The 21,135-nt window shown below is 53.5% G+C and carries 16 protein-coding genes and 1 tRNA gene; 6 read left to right on the top strand and 11 right to left on the bottom strand.

All coding sequences use genetic code 11. The annotated features are described in order from the left end of the window. The first annotated feature begins 28 nt into the window (after positions 1–28). Positions 29–1,513: an SIR2 family protein gene (locus HBO23_RS28430; protein ID WP_169867457.1), complete on the top strand. Its 1,485-nt coding sequence runs from the start codon at positions 29–31 to the stop codon at positions 1,511–1,513. 580 nt (positions 1,514–2,093) lie between these two features. Here HBO23_RS28430 and HBO23_RS28425 read toward each other — a convergent pair. Continuing rightward, entirely contained in the window at positions 2,094–3,158 is a 1,065-nt protein-coding gene (locus HBO23_RS28425; RefSeq protein ID WP_170040590.1) for a toll/interleukin-1 receptor domain-containing protein, read from the bottom strand. A 1,086-nt stretch (positions 3,159–4,244) separates the two neighbouring features. Here HBO23_RS28425 and HBO23_RS28420 point away from each other — a divergent pair. Further along, positions 4,245–5,162, top strand: a complete 918-nt coding sequence (locus HBO23_RS28420; RefSeq protein WP_169867460.1) for an RES family NAD+ phosphorylase — start codon at positions 4,245–4,247, stop codon at positions 5,160–5,162. Positions 5,163–5,832: 670 nt separating this feature from the next. Here HBO23_RS28420 and HBO23_RS28415 read toward each other — a convergent pair. Beyond that, positions 5,833–6,108, bottom strand: coding sequence for an ATP-binding domain-containing protein (locus HBO23_RS28415; RefSeq protein ID WP_262378248.1), 276 nt, complete (start codon positions 6,106–6,108; stop codon positions 5,833–5,835). Positions 6,109–6,289: 181 nt separating this feature from the next. Between HBO23_RS28415 and HBO23_RS28410 the strand changes: the two genes are divergently transcribed. Continuing rightward, a protein-coding gene (locus tag HBO23_RS28410; protein WP_170040589.1) for an IS3 family transposase occupies positions 6,290–7,452 on the top strand; the annotation gives its coding sequence in 2 pieces (ribosomal slippage) (positions 6,290–6,545 and positions 6,545–7,452; 1,164 coding nt in all). Here the strand turns inward: HBO23_RS28410 and HBO23_RS28405 are convergent. After that, entirely contained in the window at positions 7,383–7,946 is a 564-nt protein-coding gene (locus tag HBO23_RS28405; protein WP_170040588.1) for a hypothetical protein, read from the bottom strand. The genes HBO23_RS28410 and HBO23_RS28405 overlap by 70 nt on opposite strands. A 317-nt stretch (positions 7,947–8,263) precedes the next feature. Here HBO23_RS28405 and HBO23_RS28400 point away from each other — a divergent pair, with 317 nt between their 5' ends. Together HBO23_RS28400 and HBO23_RS28395 are read left to right on the top strand one after the other, a co-directional pair. Then, on the top strand, positions 8,264–10,411 hold the full coding sequence (locus tag HBO23_RS28400; protein ID WP_170040587.1) for an AAA family ATPase: 2,148 nt from the start codon (positions 8,264–8,266) through the stop codon (positions 10,409–10,411). A gap of 46 nt (positions 10,412–10,457) precedes the next feature. Then, on the top strand, positions 10,458–11,831 hold the full coding sequence (locus HBO23_RS28395) for an FRG domain-containing protein (RefSeq protein WP_225933038.1): 1,374 nt from the start codon (positions 10,458–10,460) through the stop codon (positions 11,829–11,831). A gap of 81 nt (positions 11,832–11,912) precedes the next feature. Here HBO23_RS28395 and HBO23_RS28390 read toward each other — a convergent pair whose 3' ends face one another. The 3 genes from HBO23_RS28390 to HBO23_RS28380 form a co-directional block, all read right to left on the bottom strand. After that, a complete protein-coding gene (locus HBO23_RS28390; protein WP_170040586.1) occupies positions 11,913–12,806 on the bottom strand; it encodes a viroplasmin family protein in 894 nt (297 codons plus the stop codon). Positions 12,807–12,950: 144 nt separating this feature from the next. After that, positions 12,951–13,697 (bottom strand): hypothetical protein, encoded by a 747-nt coding sequence (locus tag HBO23_RS28385; RefSeq protein WP_169867462.1) that lies wholly within the window; start codon positions 13,695–13,697, stop codon positions 12,951–12,953. 71 nt (positions 13,698–13,768) lie between these two features. Continuing rightward, positions 13,769–14,704 (bottom strand): hypothetical protein, encoded by a 936-nt coding sequence (locus HBO23_RS28380; RefSeq protein WP_169867463.1) that lies wholly within the window; start codon positions 14,702–14,704, stop codon positions 13,769–13,771. Positions 14,705–15,657: 953 nt separating this feature from the next. Here HBO23_RS28380 and HBO23_RS28375 point away from each other — a divergent pair. Then, positions 15,658–16,488 (top strand): hypothetical protein, encoded by an 831-nt coding sequence (locus HBO23_RS28375; RefSeq protein ID WP_169867464.1) that lies wholly within the window; start codon positions 15,658–15,660, stop codon positions 16,486–16,488. 374 nt (positions 16,489–16,862) lie between these two features. Here the strand turns inward: HBO23_RS28375 and HBO23_RS28370 are convergent. The 5 genes from HBO23_RS28370 to atzF all read right to left on the bottom strand — a co-directional run bounded on the left by HBO23_RS28370 (position 16,863) and on the right by atzF (position 21,135). Continuing rightward, positions 16,863–16,936 (bottom strand) — tRNA-Gly (locus HBO23_RS28370). Positions 16,937–17,217: 281 nt separating this feature from the next. Continuing rightward, positions 17,218–18,102 carry an alpha/beta hydrolase gene (locus HBO23_RS28365; protein ID WP_170040585.1) on the bottom strand — a complete coding sequence of 295 codons (885 nt, stop codon included), beginning with the start codon at positions 18,100–18,102 and terminating at the stop codon, positions 17,218–17,220. A 304-nt stretch (positions 18,103–18,406) separates the two neighbouring features. Further along, positions 18,407–19,099, bottom strand: coding sequence for a pseudouridine synthase (locus HBO23_RS28360; RefSeq protein ID WP_170040584.1), 693 nt, complete (start codon positions 19,097–19,099; stop codon positions 18,407–18,409). Beyond that, positions 19,099–19,311 carry a cysteine-rich CWC family protein gene (locus tag HBO23_RS28355; protein ID WP_138451929.1) on the bottom strand — a complete coding sequence of 71 codons (213 nt, stop codon included), beginning with the start codon at positions 19,309–19,311 and terminating at the stop codon, positions 19,099–19,101. The genes HBO23_RS28360 and HBO23_RS28355 overlap by 1 nt, the downstream gene beginning before the upstream one ends. A gap of 51 nt (positions 19,312–19,362) precedes the next feature. After that, positions 19,363–21,135, bottom strand: a complete 1,773-nt coding sequence (atzF, locus tag HBO23_RS28350) for an allophanate hydrolase (protein ID WP_170040583.1) — start codon at positions 21,133–21,135, stop codon at positions 19,363–19,365.

Raw genomic sequence — 21,135 nt, 5'->3', positions numbered from 1 at the left:
TCGATGTCATGAACTAGGATTTGGGTCAATGGATTTCAACACTCTGGAAGAGCGCCTGGCGGACTATGGATCGGGCGGATATCTTTTCTTAGAAGCATTCATTATCAAACTCCTTCAGGTCGAAGGACAGCAGTTAGGGCAGAAGGTTGAGGGTCAAGACAGCCATGTTTCAGCTTTTGACGCCATTGCTCCAAGTGGTATCGGTGAAATTTCTTCACCGCTGGTTGTGGAAATCGTATTTTCTGTTTCCCGGTCAAAGCTCGATGCTACCGTTGAAAAATTTAGAGGGCATTCTAGTCGCGGTTACAGTTTGCTGATCATTGCTCCAAAAATATCAGATCTGAAGAAAAGTATTTATATCAATGAAGAAAACCCACAAGTGGACAATCTTGTCTACCTATGGGGTGGGAAGGAAGTCAACGAGCTGATGCAGAAGCATAAGGAGGCTGTAGAAACGCTCACCTCTAATTTGTTTTCTCTGCGTTTAAAAATGGCTGCGGAGCGTACTGTCAGGTCGTGGAAGGAAGATCGTGATCAGTTAGTAAAAGCAGTTGCTGAAAAATACCGAGCAGGCAGGTTTTCTTTAATTCTTGGCGCTGGAGTATCCAGTAGCGCTGGATTACCTGATTGGAATACTCTGCTGAATTCCTTATTAGTTTCTATGCTATCGCAGGAAAATTTCGGCGGCCCCCACGGCGATCCGGTTAAGGTATCTGAAATCGTCGCCAGGCTAATGGAAGTAGATGGGCCGTCCACATTGATGTTAGCAAGGTATATCCGAAAAGGGCTTGCTGTGGGATCACCTGTAGAACAGCAAGGGTTTGTTGATGCCATCACCCATCAGCTTTATTCTTTGCGTGACAAAAAATTCGCAGTCGAATCAGAGCTGATTTCTTCCATCGCTAAGCTATGTACCCCGACTCGAACCGGTGCCAACGTAAAATCTATTTTGACCTATAACTTTGATGATTTCATTGAGAGGGCGCTGCTCTCGCGCTCGTTGGTACATAAAAGCGTGTTCGAAGAGTTTGAGACACCAAGCGCTGAAGAACTGCCTGTATACCATGTGCATGGTTTTTTACCGGAGGATAGGCAGCGCTACTCCAATCTGGATCGATGCACCTTAGTTTTCTCTGAGGAAGGCTATCATCAGATTTACCGTGACGCCTATCACTGGTCAAACTTGGTTCAGTTGAACAGCTTCAAGGAAAGCTCGTGCCTTATGATCGGTCTTTCACTGACCGATCCGAATCTGCGCCGGCTATTGGAGATCGCGTCCAAATCGATCGAGGAGCCCAAACACTTCGCTTTCATGCGGCGTTTGACTTCCAAGAAATTCATGGCAGGGGCGAGCGGCAAGCCTCTCAAAATCTCAAATGCTGTTGTTGAGCGCTTCCTTGAAAGACACCATGCCACCAACGAAGAGCTTATGCGTGAGCTAGGGGTGAGCGTCATCTGGTACGAGGAGTATGGCGACATCCCGGAAATTTTGAGCAAGATACACGCCGGGTGAGTGGCCCAAGCTTGTTTAAGACGAGTCGTTCAAAAGCTAGCAGGTGGATTGATCAGTTGCAGGCCTTGCACAGACCGTCCTTACCTCCGCCAGAGACAACCATTCGAGGGATCACTCAACCAACGGCGCAATCCGCTGCAAAGTCCCAGCGCCCGTAACCCTCGGAAACCCCTCAATCTCGTACATGCAGTGTTCAATTCACGCGAACCCCATGCGAATGCAGGTTCCTGACTAAAGCCACCGCGTTCATTTCCCCACCAGAACCATCTTCATCAGATGTGAGCACTAGCATTGGAGGGATGGCCAACCCGCATGCCTCATGAGGGCTAAGAGCGAACCCCGCAGCCCATAAGTAACCCGCGAACTCGTCGGCTTTGATCGTCCGATACATCTGCGAATGCAGCACAAAAAGCTCACCTGGCGTTACGTTCACAACCCGAATCAGGGCGTCATCCTGGCGCCGCACGCCACAAGGTGAGCGCCGGATCGGATCACCCATTTTTGGCACTTTCGTATCTGTTGGAACCGAGCTGTAACGCCGATGCCGTAGCGATACGATCATCGGCGCTGGCGTTATGATTTAGAAAGACATTCTGTGGAGTCGGTTGTCGAGGCGGATTGCCCAGTAGTCGCTGTTGCCCAGTGACAACGTTGTCTCGTGCTCTGTTTCGAAATCCTCATGGGTCTCGCTCGACGCGGTGTCGATAAACTTTTTCAGCACACGAAGAGGCTTAAACATCTTTTTGACTAATGGATGCGAGGAATTCAGCGTGCAGAATCCGCTGTCATCAATCTCGATTAATTGCTGGCCTGCTGCTCTCTCAAGGCCCTCAGCTAAATCCGCGTCTTTGAAGTTATCAATTTTCACGCGCTGTTGGAGACCGATTTCCTTGCAGGCCACGTAAGACACGTGCTTGGGCAGATTCTCCAGTTGGAGGCCAAGGTCAGTTTCGAGTTGATCAAGCTGATCCGCCTCAACCGCGTACGCACGCTTGATCGCGGCCACTTCGTTTTTGTCTTTGGCTTTCTCAAGTTTTGTAATCAGATCCTTCTTCTCCTCCAGATCCGCTTCCTGGTCGGCTATGTACTGCCTGGCGTCATCCAGGTCACTCACAACTTTCGCATGAGCGGCGGCGGACACCTGTTGATGGCTGGGCAGCTTTTTGAGGATTTTCGGGAGGCCTTTGAGGAATACATCGCGTTTGGACTCCCAGCGGGCAGTGTTCTTTCCAGTGAGCCCAAGCGTCGAGTTGAGCTGATCTCGAAGTTCGGAAAGTCGTGTAGCGCTATTGATCTCAGTGAGTTGCGCGCCGGTGAGCACACCTTTGACATCTTCGAAGGTCAGAGGCTTCACGAGCAAAGGGAATAGGCTGTGGGACATCGCCCAAGTCGCGCCCAGCTCACAGAGACAAAACTGGGAAGCAAGATAGTTGGGTGTGATAAGGGCCACAACAGCTTTTGGGGATTGGATCGCCGCTTTGATGTGGTCTACGAAATCGGCACCACTGGGGATGCCCATACCTTCCAGCGAGGAGCAAAAGATATCGTCCGCGCTGATGCCCATAGCCGTAACCATCAAATCCACGAAAGCATCCGCGAGGGCTTTATCCTTTACGGCGTGACTGATGAAAATTTCCTTCGACAATTGCTTCTCCTTGAACACCCATGGTGATGGTTTCGGCTCGATATGAGCGTCGGTATGGCGAATCTAGCAAAATCAAATCTACCGATGTAGCCGTCTTCGCAGGAAGTCGGCTATCTGAGCTCTCAACCACCTTTTTGATCGCGTTGATATAGGATTGATGTACCGATTTCGCTGGCTTCCTTAGCAGCCTTGTTCTATTGAACGATATTGTCGGCACTGGCACTGGCACTGGTACCTGAACGGGGGCCGGGCAGGTGTAATTGGGTATTTGGGTTGCCGGACACTCATCATTCACAGGGCCGGTGTGGTCGCTCGTGAGATCGAGTTTGAAGTGTTTTATTGGTGAGCCGGCTTTTTTGTACACGGAGAGCGCGTTCAAGGGGAGGGTGTCGACGAAGCGATCCATAGAAGTACACGGTACGGAGGTGTCGTTGCTTTGGTTCAAAACCGAGGATATTTCAGCTGCTATGCGCGCGCGTACTTTGGCCTCAGGGGGAGGCGTTTTAGGATGGCAGGTGAGGGATGTACTTCTGACTTGGTAGTAACTGAGATACCCCAACCCTTTGGACAGAATTTCGTTGACCAATGCTTGCTGGATTGGGAGATGGCCTGGCCATTTTTTTTGAGGACTTCGGCGAGCCTCTTGAAGGATCCACGGGGCTGCAAATCATTTGGATAGATCGGAACGCGCATGGCAATTCTCCAATACCTCAGGGCGTCGGCTTCCCGCTGACTATCGTCGAAGTGCATGCGAAAAGGGGGGGAAGCATCTGTGCGCAAGGGCTTTGCTGGCCGACCGCTCGATCCAGATAAATCGATGCGGTGAACCTATCGCGGGGCTTGCCCCTGGGCAACTGGTGGCTCCCGAGCTCGGAACAATGGGGAGGGCTCTAACGGGCTTGGCTGTAAAAATCTGAAAAGGTTGAGTAGGATGAGGGAGATCGGCGGATCATTCGTTGCAGGCTGACTGTCCACAGGCCGTGTAACTGTAGCGCGGCACTATGGTGCGAGAGCTGATCTCCTTGGAGATGGCGCGTGGTTTAGGGCTAAAGCCATTTGGGATGTTAAGAAAACGAACAGGTAAATATGGATATGATCCAGACGACCGCGCAGAGTATGTTTGACGTTTTTGATGATGAAATTGGTGTTGACGGATATTATGAAATGTTCCGCGCCAAACTTTTTCCGAATTCTTCGCCTAACAGTATTGATGTCGCCGCCTTTCGATTGGAAGGCAAGATTTTCAGAAAGGGAAGTTCTTTCTCCAGGGTGAGACGTGTTTCAGTCGAACAAGCTGAGAAGTTTGTCGCAGGGCAAATAACCCTCGATGATTTTTATCCTCCTAAACCACATAAGATGTCAATTCCGCAAGGGCGATTCAACGAAGGGAATCGTCGTGTGCTCTACGTAGCGCAGCACCCTCTGCTTGCTATGAAAGAATGTGAGTTACAGACGGGCGAGTATTTCCTTCTAAGCTACATTGAGTTGTCCATCGACATGTGTTTTTTCTACGCAGTTCCCGGTGTAGATGCTTTTACCGACATGGTGTATCAGCTTCTGATGTCTAAGGATAAGAAGTTTTATCCTGTTATTAATCGGGTCAGCAACGACATGCTCAGGTTTGAAGGTTTTCACGGGATTGCTTATGACTCGGTGAAAATGCCCAAAGGGTATATTGACGAGAAATGGGGAGCGATTGCCGAGCCGATGAATATAGCCGTGTCGGGAGAGTTTATTCGTAAAACAAAACTTGACGTCGCATGGCTTTCTTACTGTGGCGAGGGGTTTGTACCATTTCAACACGCAATGTTTAAGTCGCTAAGTAATAAAAAGAAAAACAAAATTACCCATATAAGCTATTGGGATGACAAGGCGCGCTTTATTGCCGAAGTCACGAAGGAACAAAGAAGGCAAAACTTAAACATTGGCAAAATTTCGCGATTGCTCGATCGAGGCTCTTACCAAGATTTTGGCCATCCGCCAGTCAAGATGCTGTTTAAGTGATTGAAATTGGCGGCTCTGGACAGTGCTAGCTTAGGAGCACAAGGCTCGCTCTTCCTCGGCGTCGTACAGGGTTTTCGTAACACTGTACTGGGGAGGGGCTTCTGCTATGACCGTAACCCTTGTGGTTGCATAGGGCACTGATATTGCTTAGTCGCTGCGACCTAGGCCTTGTTGATAGACGCCCGCGCTATCCTAGCTCCGGCATTGCACCCATGGTTTTCAGATGGCGGTAAGGTTCTGTCGAATGAGGTCAGGCGCGGATCTGTCGTCTTAAAACTGTCTTACAATAGCTTCTGCAAGACGGTCAGTTCTGCTTTAGAGTCAGAGGTAATGTCGGCCTTGCGAGTACCGCCGGAAACCTTGCGTTTGACCCCTCTGATTGGAGCTAACTGGCGTAGCATGCAGAGCGCAGGGGCATTTGCCACCGATTGATCCCGCGCGCAGCCCCCCGTCGGTTGTAAAGTACCCCGTTAACAAACCAACCGGTGTGCTGGTCGTTCCAGCCGTAAAAATTTTCTTCAACAACGTATGCCACGGCATGGCCCGACCAAAGATAAATAGACATCTCATTGCGTCGGAGATGTACGCTATTGGTCGACCCTTACCGTCGTATAGTGTTTCTTCCATATCACTCCCTACATATCATGTGTAGCGCTAATGGTTGTATTCGCTAAAGGTTCGGTAGAGGGAATTCCAGAATAGGCGTTTTACTAGAGATCGTGAGGGAGTGCCTTGCTCTGGAAATGGCAACGTAGAAGGACTTGGCAGCTGCAGATTTTTGCCTTGCGTAGTGGCTCGCGTCGGGAATCAACACGTGGTCGAACTCCAGCCCTTTGAGAAGCAGGGGCGTTGAAATTGTCCTGGCGACCGGTGCCCTTCCTGTCCTGCTTAGGCGCAGCCTTACTGCTTCCGACGCAGCGACAAGGCTCTGATGCCTGCCATCCATGATTTCACTTAATGCCCGCCTGGTGTCACCGATGAGCTCCCCTCGGAATGTCCTCGACAGGGGATGACTCCTTTCCAGTTTCAATACCTCCAGAGCACCTTCAGCTGAACCACTAATTGTAGTGGTCTAATGAAACCGGACACCCATTTAGGCGAGAATGCTCGCCAGATCGAGGTGTCAGATGACCAAACAACGCCGCTCCTTTACTCCTGAATTCAAGCGCGAGGCTGCCGACCTTGTGCTCAAACAAAACTACAGCTACATCGAAGCCAGCCGTTCACTCGGCATTGGTGAATCGGCATTGCGCCGCTGGGTTGACCAGATTCAGAAAGAACATAAAGGCGTTACCCCGCAGAGCAAGGCACTGACTCCGGAACAGCAAAAAATTCAGGAGCTGGAAGCCCGAATTGCTCGGCTTGAGCGAGAGAAATCAATACTAAAAAAGGCTACCGCGCTCTTGATGTCGGAAGATCACGAGCGTTCGCGCTGATTGACCAACTGAGTGCCCATGAGCCGGTTGATTGGCTGTGCAAGGTGTTTGACGTCACTCGCTCGTGTTACTACGCCCAGCGCCTGCGGCGCCGCTCACCCGATGTTGAACGGCTTCGATTGCGTAGTCGTGTCAGTGAGCTGTTCTCACAAAGTCGCAGTGCTGCGGGCAGTCGCAGCATTTTGTCGCTGATGCGTGAAGACGGTGAGCAGATCGGTCGATTCAAAGTGCGCAGCTTGATGCGCGAGCTAGATTTAGTCAGCAAACAACCCGGCTCCCATGCCTACAAACGAGCAACAGTAGAAAGACTGGATATCCCGAACACATTGAACCGCGAGTTCGACGTGCCAGCGCCCAATCAAGTCTGGTGCGGCGATATCACCTACATTTGGGCGCAAGGAAAGTGGCATTACCTGGCTGTCGTCCTGGATCTTTGTACGCGTCGGATCGTGGGCTGGGCGCTGTCGGAAAAGCCAGACGCTGAGCTGGTGATCAAAGCGCTGGATATGGCTTACGAGCAGCGTGGCAGGCCTTCGGATCTGCTATTCCACTCGGACCAGGGATCGCAATATGCAAGCCGACTCTTTCGCCAGCGGTTGTGGCGATACCGCATGCGCCAGAGCATGAGTCGACGAGGAAACTGCTGGGATAACGCACCGATGGAGCGCGTATTTCGCAGCTTGAAAACAGAATGGATACCGACCGTGGGCTATCGAACTGCACAGGAAGCACAGCGCGACATCAGCCATTTTTTGATGCATCGCTACAACTGGATTAGGCCTCATCAATTCAACGATGGGTTGGCTCCAGCGCGGGCCGAGGAAAAACTTAACGTCGTGTCCGGGATTAGTTGACCACTACATATTTCCATTCTTATCATTGGAGCTGTGTACATCGGAGTTGTCTTTGCAGGGCAGGTGAGATTCACTGGGCAGACTTGACCTAGTGTCGGGTCGAGCTTTAACGGCTTGGTGATTAGCGATGATGTGGCGCTTGAACCCGCCATTTTGAAGGCGGTCAAGGCTGTCAACGGAAGCGTTTCTACGAAAGCTTCCAGGCCGCTAAGAGTGACGGATTTCTCATTGGCGGATTGGAGAGCGGACGCAAGTGCAGCCACAATCCCAGCGCGCGCGTCGCTTTCAGAAGGTGTCGGCGTTTCAGGAGGGCAGTTTAGGGACGAACTTCTGAGCTCGTAATAGTCCAGATACCCCAAGCCTTTAGAAAGGATTTCGTTGGCTAGCGTTTGCTGGATCGAGGACTGAACTGGCCACCTGTTTTTGAGGCTTTTGGCTAGCTTCTTGAAGGCTGCATTGGGCAGCAAATCTTGGGCATAGATCGGAACGCGCATGGCAATTCTCCAATACGTCAGGGTGTCGGCTTTCCGCTGACTATCGTCGAAGTGCGTGCGAAAAGAAGGGAGAAACACCTGATGCGCAAAGGCTTTGCTGACCGACCGCTCGATTCAGATAGATCGAAGCTCGACGGTATCACGCTGCTAAAGCTTCATCAACCTCCCGAACTGACACTGCGCTGATGCTGTGGCAACGGGGAGGCATTTACTTGCAATAGTAGCTTTGGCGTGAGGCCAGGAAAGCGGTCTTTCCTCTGGGGCGTGTCAGTAATAGGATACGGACGTGTTAGTTTCTGGCAGCTAAGGACAGCGACGTGATCAAGAATCTCATACTGCGTGGCGTATCGAGCTACTCGCCCGAGCTCAACTCCCAGGTCGGCCCACTCACGAAAGTGAACATGTTCTATGGGCACAATGGCACGGGCAAAACCACCATTGGGAACTACCTCCAAGACCCTGCTGATTTGCTGTATCACCAATGCCAGACTCAGCCTGCTTCAGCGGAGCGTGAGGTGTTGGTGTACAACCATACCTTCATGGAGGCCAACTTCCAGGCCAGTTCGCAGGCCGGCATCTTCACGCTCAATGAAGGCAATATCGAGGCAGAGAAAGAGCTGGAGGCTGCCGAGCTGGCCCTCAAGCAGGTGTTGACTGAACATCAGGCCGAGGTGGCGGCAGGGAACGCGTTTGGCGACTCTCAGAAAGCCAACAAAGCGGACATGCTGGATCAGCTATGGGCCCTCAAAAAACCTTTCGAAACCGGCCCTCTCCGGTATTGCCTCGTTGGGCCCAATACCAAAGAGCGCCTCGGCGACAAACTACGTGATATTGCGCTTGTGACATCGAGTGAGGATTTCACCGCGTTGGCAACTGAGGCGGAGCAGTTGCAGTCTGCGGGAGATACCGAGCTCCCTGCGATACCTACTCTCAGATTTGCAGAAAGCGAGGTTGAAACCAGCCCCCTGCTTTCCGAAGTTATTTCCGGATCCGGCGACTCGTACCTTTCCGCATTGATTACTGATCTGGGTAACTCGGACTGGGTCAAGCATGCCCTTGAGTTTCACGAACGGGAGCAGTGTCCGTTTTGCCAGCAAACCCTGCCAGCTGGTTTCTACGATGAAATCCGGAAGGTGTTCGACAAAACGTACGAGCAGCGGGTCTCTCAGTTGAAAGCTCTGAAAAACCGATATGACGGCGGTGTCGCTCGATTGAAAAGCCAGTTCCAACGTGCGGAGTATCGAGCCCCTGAGTACCAGGCACTCCTGGCAAGGCTGGACGCATTATTCACCCAAAACATTCAAGGTTTGGCTGCCAAATTGGCGAGTCCATCCATGATCGTCGCGCTGGAGGCTACTGGAGCCGTTCTCGGCGAAATCAATGCGTTGATCGCGGAAGATCAGCTGAAAATTGATGCCTTCAATCTGAAGGTAAAAGACAAGAAAACCCATCTGGAGAACATCAAAACACGTTTCTGGAACTGCTTTCGGGCGAGCTGCGACCAGGTCATCACGTCCGCGAGAAAGGTACATAGCGAGCTTGGTGTCAAAAAGGAAGCGAAGCGGAAGCTGGCTGACGAGATCCGCATAAAGGCTCAGGTTCACCGGGATGCCATTGCTCTGAGCAAAGCCAAGATCACGAATATCGACCAGTCCATCGACAGCATCAACATGTCGTTGGCTGTGCTCGGGCTCAAGGGCTTTCTGGTTGTCAGGGAGGAGGGTGAGCTTCCTCGTTACAAGCTGCAAAGACCCGACCAGCAGGCTGACGTGTTCAAGACGCTCAGTGAGGGAGAGAAGACGCTGATCTCCTTCCTCTATTTCCTGGAAGTCTGTAACGGCGAGCTCGATGAAAAGGGTGGCAAGCTGAAAAGTGAGCGGATCATTGTCATCGACGATCCCATCTCAAGCCTTTCTCATAACTACATCTATGATATCGCCTCCATGATCCACCGGCGAGTCCTCAGCCCGAAAGAGCGTTTTAAGCAGGTCTTTATCCTCACCCACAACCTGTTCTTCTTTCACGAGATGCTTAATCACCTCAAAAAGTCTGACGAGTTCTCGTTATTCCGGATCACCAAGGCAGCACACAGCGTCATCACGCCCATGAAGGCCACTGACGTACAGAATGACTATCAATCATTTTGGCAGGCCATCAAAGATGCCCAAGCGGGGCGTACCTCCGCTACCGTCATTCCGAATATGATGCGAAACATCCTGGAATATTACTTCACGTTCGTACACCGCCTGGACAAACTTCAAGCGGCGCTGGCCACACTAGCGGATGAGGATGCTGATTTCAAAGCCCTGTATCGATACGTCAATCGTGAGTCACACGCCGATGCGGTCAACATTACTGATTTTGGTGAGATTGAGCCGGCGCATTACCTGGAGCGATTCAGGCAGGTATTCGTAAAAACAGGGTTTGAAGAGCACTATGAGAAGATGATGGGGGAGCAAACCTGAGTCGACTGTCGTGGTAAGATTTGCCGCAACAGTTAAGGCGTCAGCCATGGCAACTGCAAGCCTGTTTATTCTACAGCCTGTTACATTGAAATTAACCACGCAAGGAGGGGGTAGGGTTATGTACAATTTTCTAGTGACTTCTCGCGAGGGAGCTTGGGAAAGTCTCGGCTACGAGTATGATAAGAGTCGTTTTTTGGAGTATACGAACGATGATATTGCTGCAAGTTTCAAGGAGCTGAAAGAGCCTCAGCTAAAAGCATTGATGGAGCTCCCTTGTCTCTTTGCGTACGAGGGCACTCGCCACACTATGAGGGTGGGGATGCTTGAGGTGAAACTTCGCAACAACGGCAAAATTTTATTCGTTCGCCCCATCATGGATGATCGGATTGCACCCATTGATTTTGAACAAATCAAACCCCTGCAAGCCGCTCTTGATATCCGCGATTGGGAAATCAACCGCACGCACTGGGCAGTTAAAGACGAGGATCTGCTCGATGTTCTCTGCCAAGTAGGTCTCATACCAGACGGGGTGGTGGGCTCGAAAGTAACTAAGGAGGATCTCCCGGCCACCTTGCCTCCGGAAACTAACGCTGACAGCGTTGGAGCTTTCATTGAGCATGTTTTTCGACTAGACCATGGCCGTCGCGAGGTTTTTTATCGGGGGCACTCCAATAGCAAAAAGTATCGGTTGGAACCCTCAATTTTTCGCAGGGATCAGGATGGTAACTTCGTCTACCGAGATGCTGAGGATAGGATGTATCGGGAGCTTCTGGTTTCCAATTCCCTGGATTTCAGTGGCGACATTTATACCCTGGATCGCTTGGTGCGGATGCAACATTATTCGTTACCGACACGATTGCTTGATATCACATCGAACCCACTGATCGGTTTGTATTTCTGCTGCAAGAGCCACTTAGATGATCCTGGAGAGGTCATCGTGCTCTCCATGGATTCTGAGTATATAAAGTACTTCGATTCAGATACGGCAAGTTGTATTGCTAACCTGTCTCGTTTGTCAAAAGGCGTCAGGGACTCAATCACATTCGATTCTGAAGACGTCGGTGGTTTTAACGATCAGCGAGCACTGAAGCAGTTGCTTCATTTCATTAAGGAAGAAAAACCATTCTTTGAGCCCCGCCTGGAGCCTGGGCATCTTCGCTCCGTGTTGTGCGTCAAAGGTAAACACACCAATAGCAGGATCTCATTTCAGTCAGGAGCTTTCCTTTTGTTCGGTGATGAGGCGGTCTTAGATGAGGAAGGAACTCCAGATATTACTCTTCATCGTATAGCGGTGACGAATAAACGAAATATTTTGAGAGAGCTTGATCGGTTGAATATAAACGAGAGCACCGTGTTTCCTTATATAGAAAGCTCAGCGAAGTACATTGCCCAAAAGTTTGCCTTCCAAGCCAGTGAATGAAGAGACAAGTGCACTTCTTCTATGCGCTTGATGCCGTTGCTGGCGGGGGAGAGCTGGTGCTCGCCACCTGGTTGCAATCGGTTAGGGGAGGCGATCGATCGCTGCACCGTAATCAAATTTTACGGTTGATCCGGACACGAGGACTGCTTCGAGTTGAAGCTTGGATGCGTCCTTGACGATGCGAAATTCGCTCACTTCCCCTGCTTGGCGGGTGAGTTTCCAGATCAACCTGAGCTTCTCGGTGGCCATGCGCACCTCTATCGCGCCTTGGGAGGACTTGGACAAGAAAGCATTGAGCTTGCTCTTCAGCTCAAACCTAGAGTCGTATGGGTAAGGGCCAAGGGTGAAGGGGCCGTCCCCGATAATTCGATCAAACTCGATTTTTGGCTTCATATGTAATGCTTGGATTTCGCGATGCTCCCGCCAGCGGTTCCAAACCTTGATACCCCTGGCAGTGCAGTGTTCGATCCAGCGTGTCTCTGCCTCCAATGAGGCTTGTTCAGACTCGCAGTTTTCCACGACTTTGAATGCTGGGGTCATCCCGTCATCGAGTATCTGGGCGATTTTGGCTGCCGCACGCTTGCAGTCGTGTTTGGCTTTCCCAAGATGGCCACGCTGTCGGCCTTCGAAGTCGCCTGTCTGCCCCACGTAGAAGGGCTCCTCCGTCACGGGATCAATGATCAGGTAGACGACATAATGCTTGGCAACCACGCCTTCCAAGATCGACTGTTGAGGGACGACGGTCGGCTGTTGCTCCGACGCTTGCGTGCTGAAGTGAAGAACCGGTGAGTGGTTCGAACCTGGCGTGGGGGTGTTCTGGCGGTACCACTCCTCAGCGAGCGCGAGCGTTGCGAATGACTGGTGTCTCGCGTCCGGAAAGCGGTCAATCGACAAGCGAGCTCCACCTTCCCAGCTATTGAAAATCCCGATTTTCCGTCCGTGGACGACAGCGTAGAACTTCGGTTTCTTGGCCATCCTGTGCAACCTCCCTGAATGACTTACTCGACCTGAGGATCAGATCTGTAAACCTTGTAAGCCATTCAGGCACTAACCCCATGTTCGATAGCGCAAGAAGCGTCAAGGCGTCGTCGATAGGGACATCCCTGGGCGTTTGGGGCTCTAGGCCTGTCTTTCCATCCAGAAAATGGTCGCTTCAATTGCTTCCATCACGCGTAGCTTCAGTCCGCCGGTCATCTTAACGATTTCAAATTGATGAGCTGCCTGAGCCTCAAGCCAAGCTGGGTCGAGACGCTCCTGCAAACTCGCTATGCCGCCAGGACTATTCACGAAAGGGCTGATCGGCCAGGTATTGAGTTCCTCGGCCAGCAGGCGGATCTTGTCCGTTAACACCAGCCAGTCCAAGGCGTGTCCAGGAGAGATTGAAGCGGCCATGCTCAGTGCGTGATGAAAGTCCGGAAGCCTGGAGTGAGCAGTTTCCATCGCAGATTTGAGACTAATGATGTTCTTCTGCTCAAGCATCCCGCTTTTCAATAGCTTCAGGTTCTCTACGTCCAGCACCGCACTGTCGACGGAAGTGATGGGCGTCTCATGACCGAAAACACTGGATCTCTCGTAAGCATGGATGACTGAAGCGGCGATGAGATTAAGCGGATGGAGTGTCAGCGTCTCTCTGCGATTCTTGGGCACAAGCTCAACGATTACGTAGAAAATATACGCTGAGAAAAGCCCTACAAGCAGGTCGCTGGAAACGCTTGCTGTGGCATCAGCACGCAAAAAGGCAGGAACCCGACCGCCCTCCAGGAAAGGCCACAAGTCCAGCTTAAGGTTAATCAGGACGATGAGCGCCAACACCATCAGTGCCGCGCCAAGCAACCATTTCTCCCGCGTTTCCCGCCAAATCCACATACACTTACCTCCGTGAATGCCCGCTAGCTTAGCCGCAGGGAGGCGCTTTGACATCAAATGAGCTTGGCGTGTCAATCAACTGCTGAGCTTACCGCTGAAACTCTGGATCCGTCGTTGCGTTCTGTCTGTTCCAGCCGCATTCCTTGGTGCTCGTAAAGGAAGGCTGGAAGGCCGATGCCGAAAGCGCCGATAGCGTTCTGATCAAGGATCGCGTTTGTTACGAATTCGAGCATGGCAGCATCAGTTCGCTGGCCTGCGTCCATCGCGGCGGCGAATGCGTCGTTGGCCTCTTTCTCAAAGAATTCACGCATGCCGATGACTGCGACCTTGCCCTCAGGTATCTCCGCCATCTGAGCAACAGCTGGTATGGAGTCAGCATTGCTCCCGTCTCCATCGTCAGGCCCTGGCACGATGTCGTATTGATAGATGTGGTACTTGCTCGTAAGCGGGCAGCGCACGCTCAGGACGAATTCGGCTTGATAAGCGGTGAAGTTCTTTTTCATTCCCTTGTGCTCGCTAGCGCGGTCAAGTACAGCTTGAATCGAGTGCTGAACTACGCCAGCAATGAACGCGGCGCTCAGCAAATAATTGGGCCCATAGTCGCTGCGCTTGAACATATCGCCGTCGCAGTGCTGACCGATGAATTTATGCCTCTCGCATGGCATGGCCAGCTGGTATTTGTCGTCACGATAGGTCGGTTTCAACTCTCCCAGGTGGTTACGGATCGAGTTCATGATGTGCTGGGAAACAAGAGTGCTTCCTGCAAACGCGATAGCACAGCCGTCTTCATAGATGAACCCGTGATAGCCGTTGAACCAATTGCCAAGCAGGTTTACACCGTTCACGCGAATGGGAATCTCGTAGACTTTCTTGTAACCATTGACTAGCACCTCGCCTTTCTGAGTGATGCTACTGTCAGAGGCAAAGAACGTTCCTCGGCCATGAACGCTCTTGATACCTTCAAAGTCCAATTGTTCCAGCGTGTGACCAGCCACAATCAGCGTCATGCATGTGCTCCCGGAAATTGATCAGCATACCGAGAGCATGGGGGCTTTGACATCAAATCAAGCGGCGACGTACTCAGTTGCCAGCCTGTCAGCGTCCTCCTGGGAGAAGTCATTCTGGAGCACGCCACGGCGTTTCAGCTCGGCCAGGTACTCGAACTGTGACAGATCGCCGTTCGCACGAGTCGTGGCTAGGGCCTTGCATCGAGTATGTCCCTGACAGCCTTATCTGCCACGGGATCCGGCAGGTGAAGTACGACACGGATGGCCAGGCGCTACCGGAGGACAAACGGTCATTGCAGGACTATATGCGTCCGCTGTCGACAAGCATGCAGGCAATGCGGATGGAAGGGGGCTTCTGATCCAACTGCGGTCTTTGGTCTCGCCTGGTCTTGTTTGGTTTGGTTTGCATTCGGATTCGGGGTTAGAGAGAGCCCTCAGCCTCTCGGGCTCAGTCTTGTTGTTGCGGCATCTCAGTGTCGAAGCAACCGTAGGTGGCTGGCTGCATTCATATTGGTTACCTGTAGCAGAATAGGTTTAGTGTTACTGAAAGAGCTGCAATACGCCACCCATGTTTTATCTAATTAACTTGACTGGGGTGTAAAGTAAAGCTGCTTTGGTTGTGCGGGTGGTGAGTAGGTTTAGTTGCTGTTGGAATATTTGAACATTTGCGTGAGGTTGGTTTATTAGGTCGCGCTGATGGGGATAAGGAAAGTTGTTTGGTTTTTTGAAATATCGGGATTGGCCTTTGCTCTGATCATGTCTTTTTTTTGAGCCGGCTTGTCGATGATTCCGGGTCGTGATTGTCTGTGGTTATGGGATCGTGTTGGCCGGCCAGCTCAAAGGGGGTGTAGTTGGATGGGTACCCGAAGAAGGCAGAGTTTTTTTCAGATAGGTACCGACGTCTTCCGGTTGAGGAATTATCATCGGTTTATTCTTTAATTGGGGTTTTGAAAATGGATGCTAACACTCGTGCTGCTGTCGAACTGTGTGAAGACGTACTGCGTGGAGACTATCAATACAACGCTGAGCACAGGATCTTGGGCAGTACCAATCGTCTCATCGAAAGCCTGCTGGGGCGTAGCCATGAGCTTGCCGATGCTTACGTCGAGCTTCGTGATGGATTGTCTGCTGATTCGGAGGCTTTAAAGTATTTCTTTGAGATGTACACCACGGCAGTCACCTCCTGGAGTCCTCAGAAAATAAAAAAGGCACGGGAGGATAAGGAGGAGCTGACTGAACTGAATGTGCGCATTGCAAAGGTTTCAGAAATGCTATCTGAGTTGCTTTCGCGCCGGACGGAAGTTAAAGAGAGATCGAGTTTTACTTGTGATACCTACTACCACATTGTCGACGTGGTGGAAGGGGCTTCTGAGGAGAATGGGCTTTTTAGCTCTTATTTGAAGGGGAAATTAGAAGGCCTGGCCTATCAGTATGACCTGAAATACTGGCCGGCCATTAGTGCGGTGGTGGCGCAAATCGGTTTTGACGCGGCTAATGCGGTCACAGTCGCACGCGACTCTACGGCAATTGCGGCTACTGAAGCTCGTCGCCCTGGATTGGCTGACTTTCTGAAAGCCTTTGAGGCGACGCTTGATAAAAATAGAGTGGAGAATAACGGACTTATCCCCGATGAGTTTTCACTGTCGGATAGTTCCATGGCCTCATTGGTCAACTGTGGGATCGGGTTGCGAGTTGAGGACTTAGTTGATGCTAGCTTTGTGAAACGCTACCGCCAACGTGAGCGTGATCGCACGAAGAGGGAGAGGCCGGTGTCGGGCGACTGAGCTTCTAATTGGCTACTGCGTGCTTGCGGGGGGGAGAGGGTTTTCTGGATCAGGAGGGGTGTCCGCTAACTCCCTTTCTGAATTTAGTTTTTGGCTCGGCTCGGCTTGGCTTGGTTCGATTTGGGTTGGCCTGAGGGTAGCGAGGGATGGCTCTAAGACATGGCGTCGGAGCGAGTCTTTGAGGATGTATTGAAGGGGAGCTGGCCAGGTAGCTAGCGATAAAGTCATCCTTGTGGACAGCGTCGACGGTGCACCAGATTTTGGTAACTCTTGGTGACTCTCGGGTAGGATTTGAAGGCTAGACGGAGATGCTTTGATAGCTCTTCAGGGCTTGGTGGGATCGTCTGGAATGCCCGGATTTACTGGCTTTGAGGTGGAGCGGGTAGAGGGAATCGAACCCTCAACTAAAGCTTGGGAAGCTTTCATTTTACCACTAAACTATACCCGCATTACGCGTTTTTACCATGCACCAAAGAGGGGTGTCCAATAAGAACCCTCGTCGGAAGCTTGGGAAGCTACTGTTCTACCATTAAACTATACCCGCTCAGAGCGGCTGACTTTGTACCAGATGTTCGCCGGGATTTGAAGTTTTTCTTCGAAAAATGTGTGAGTTGGGTTCATCAAGCTTGTGTGGGAGCTGGCTTGCCTGCGATTGCATCACCTGAGTGTGACTGGCACACCGCGGCGCCTGCATCGCGGGCAAGCCCGGCTCCCACATAAGCCTCGGCTTCAGACAGCAAACGCATGCTGCGTCTGGCCCTGGTGATAACGCAACCGACTCACCTGGCGTTCTGGTTTCAAAAAGCCCACCACCGCATCCCGGCTGTCCCTGCAGGCCGCCTTGTGCTCCATGTCCAGAAAATGCCCGGTCGCCTGGATGGTGCTGAAGCTGCTGTTGGCCACGTGCTGGCCAAACAGCTTGGCATCCTCGGCGCTGGTGTACTCATCCCATTCGCCATTCAAAAACAGCACCGGAATGTCGATCTGCCTGGCGGCTTTTAGGTAGCACAGCCGGTCACTGTTGAGCACATGGCTGATGTGGAAGTGCATCTGCCCGTATTCATGCTCGGCCAGGCCGCTCACATGCTTGTAGTTGAAGCGCTTGAACAGTGACGGCAGGTGTTTGCCGATGGTGCTGTTGACCAGGTGGCCGACGTTGTGGCGATCGAGGTTGCCGAGGTAGTCGACACCGCGTTCGAGGTAGTCGCGCATGGGGGTGTTGATCACCGGCGAGAACGAGCTGATCACGGCCTTTTCCACCCGGCGCGGCCGGTGGGCCAGGGCGACCAGGGCAGCGGCGCCGCCCCAGGAGAACGACAGCACGTGTTCGGCGCCGAAGTGCTCGATGAGTTCCAGCAGGATCTGGCCTTCGACTTCCTTGGTCAGCATGTGCTCATGACGGTTATGGATTTTGGAGCGGCCAGCGTAGGGCTGGTCGTACAAAACCACATTGAATTGCGGGTACAGGCTTTTCACGGTTTGAGCGAAGGATGCCGTGGTGGCCATGGAGCCGTTGACCAGGATGATGGTCTTTGCAGCAACGTCCGCGCGATAGAACTCCGTGTAAACCCGATACTGACCCTGTATATCCAACACAGCGATTTCTGGCCTCATGTCGTAAGACTCCTGGCAAGCGGGTAGGGCGCGCAGATCACTCTGCACGAGCTTTATGACAGGTAGGCATACGCCTGGAAGATGAGGCCCATGTCGGTCCGATAACGGCTGGCCGACGGGTGTTGTTATGGCGGGCTGTTTGCCTGGAACGCCCATAGATCAAGCGCGGGCGGGGCAAGGTGTTTCTTGGAGGTTATGGGGCGACTCGCCAGTCATAATTTGGCTGACGTCTTGATTCAAGCAGCACAGGCGCCAGCTCGCAAGGCGCCAAGCTGGTTTTTTGCCATCACCGGCTGAACGGTCGTCAGACCTGTCGGATTTCTTCGTCGGTCAGTTCCCGATATTCGCCCGGCGCAAGGGTGGCATCCAGCACCAAAGGCCCCATACGCTCACGGTGCAGGCAGATCACCTTGTTATCAAAGTGCCCGAACATGCGCTTCACCTGGTGATAACGGCCTTCGATGATGCTCAGGCGTGCGGTCCTTGGGCCGAGTAGCTCAAGCTCAGCGGGTTGAGTGGTGAGATCTTCAAAGGCGAAATACAGGCCCGCGGCAAAGGTCGCTGCATACTCAGGACCAATGTCCTGCTCGGTATGCACGAGGTAAACCTTGGGCAGTTTGGTCTGGGGTTGGGTCAGGCGCCGCGACCATTGGCCATCATTGGTGATCAGCATCAGCCCGGTGGTGTTGAAGTCCAGACGGCCGGCGATGTGCAGCTCATGCGTGTCCGGTTCACTCAGCCAATCAAGCACGGTGGGATGCACCGGGTCGGCGGTAGCGCTCACGCAGCCTTGGGGTTTGTGCAGCATGAAATAACGCGCCGGTTTGCCGGCTTGCAGTACCTCATCATCGACACAGACGCGGCTGAATGCTCGCACTTCATGGTGTGGGTCGCTGACGGCCACGCCATCAACTGTCACCCGTCGCTCAACCAGCAGCACACGCACTTGTTGGCGATTGAAACGCGGCAGGTTGCTGAGGAAACGATCAACGCGCATTACGGCTGTTCAGCCCCACGCAATTGCGCATCTACCTGCGCACAGCGTGGGCACAGGCAGGCCTTATTGCGCAGTTCATCGGGCAGCGCTTCGAGTACCGCCGGGTCGATGGTGACGCTGTAGCACCAACAGGCTTGGTCGGCGGTGCGTGGGTCGGCCAGGGCGCAGTCGTTGCGGGCACCGCAGGCAGGGCAAAGGGTGGGTGTGGTCATGTCGGTTCGGGCTGTATCGCGCAGTTCCCTGCACGATACAGCGCCGCCCCGCTATTGCAAGCTGCGCAGGTAGCCGCGCCAGCCGCCGAAGTGGCTGATGTCCACGGCGCCGGTCAAGCCATAGGGCTCGCAGATGAAGCCGGTTTCCCAACGCCCGTCGGCCAGTTGCACCTTGCCCAGGCCCAACGGTGCGGGGATACCGGTGAGGAAGGAGCCCAATTCGCGGCTCGGCAGTTCCCACACTTCCACCTCAATAGCCACGCCGCCTTCGCTCACCCGCAGCATGCCGGGGCGATAGGGTGGCCCACCGGCCAGCGCGAACAACTGATAGTCGGCCGAGCTGTGGGTGCGCTCCAGCAGGCGCGCGCCACGCCGCACTAATTGGCCGTTAAGCGCCAGCCCCTGCAGATGCGCGCCGCACACCACCAGCCGGGTGAAGTCATGACCTGCGCTGCCGACAGGCACAGGCAGCGACGTATCGTGCTGGCGCTGCAACGCATCTGCCACGCCCAACAGGTATTGGTCGGTGAAAGCTCGGCCAAACAGCGTCACACCCCAAGGCAAACCGTTGTGCATAAAGCCGCTGGGCACGGCGACGGCGGCGTAATCCAGCAGGTTCATGAAGTTGGTGTAGTAGCCCAGCTCGGCGTTGCGCAGCACCGGTTCGGCGCGCAGTTCTTCCAGCGTCACCGGGCGGCCGATGGTCGGCGTCAGTACGCAGTCGAGGCCTTCAAGCAAGCCATCGCACTGCGCTTTCAAGGCTTGCAGGCGGTACTGCGCACGGAAGGTCTGCACGCCGTTTACCGCAGGCGCCTTGGCCAGCACCGCACGAATTACCGGCAGCACGGCCTCGGGGTTCTGCTCCATCAGTTCACCGGCCACGCTGTAGCGTTCAGCCACCCACGGCCCTTCGTAGAGCAGGCGCGCGGCTTCCAGGAAGGGCGACAGGTCCAGCGTCACCGGCTCGCCACCCAGTGCAATCAAGCGGTCGATGGCCTGCGCAAACAACTGCGGGCCTTGCTTGCAGCCGAAGTACTCCAGGTCCTGCTCGCGCGGCACGCCAAAACGAAACGCTCGGGGTGCGCCAAACGCCGATGCATCATTCCACGCCGGGTTCGCTCGGCTGTACGCATCCAAGGGATCGAGTTTGGCAGTCAGCGCCAGTAACTGGCTGGCCTCGCGCGCGGTGCGGGTAAAGGTGGTGACGCAATCCAGCGTGCGGCACGCCGGCACCACGCCGGCTGTGGAGATCAAGCCTTTGCTCGCCTTGAGCCCCACCAGGTTATTCAGCGCCGCCGGCACCCGCCCGGAACCGGCCGTGTCGGTGCCCAGGGCAAAACTCGCGACACCCAACGCGACGGCCAGTGACGACCCGGCGCTGGAGCCGCCCGACGGATACTCCGGCAACACGCTGTTGGGGCACGCGCCATACGGCGAGCGGCTGCCATTGAGCCCGGTGGCGAACTGGTCGAGGTTGGTCTTGCCCACTGGCACCGCGCCCAAGGCGATCAACTGCTCGACAATGCTCGCGTTGCGCTGCGGCACATAGGCGAACGCCGGGCACGCGGCGGTGGTGGGAATGCCAGCCAAGTCGATGTTGTCTTTGATCGCAAACGGTACGCCGAATAACGGCAACTCAGCCGGTTCGCGCGCGTCCAATGCGGCCAGGTACGGCTCCAACTCCGCTTCGGTAAGCAAGTGGATAAACAGGTGATAATCGGGGTTCAAGTGCGCGGCTTTCTCGCGCAGGTGCAGCAGCACTTCACGGGGCGTGGTGTCGCCACTCAGGTAGGCATTGCGCAGGTTGTCCAGTTGCATGTTCAT

The organism is Pseudomonas sp. WS 5532 (assembly GCF_012985445.1).
GTDB lineage: Bacteria > Pseudomonadota > Gammaproteobacteria > Pseudomonadales > Pseudomonadaceae > Aquipseudomonas > Aquipseudomonas edaphica.
Note: the sequence above shows the minus strand (reverse complement) of the source record. Positions and strands in the feature narration are given on the sequence as shown.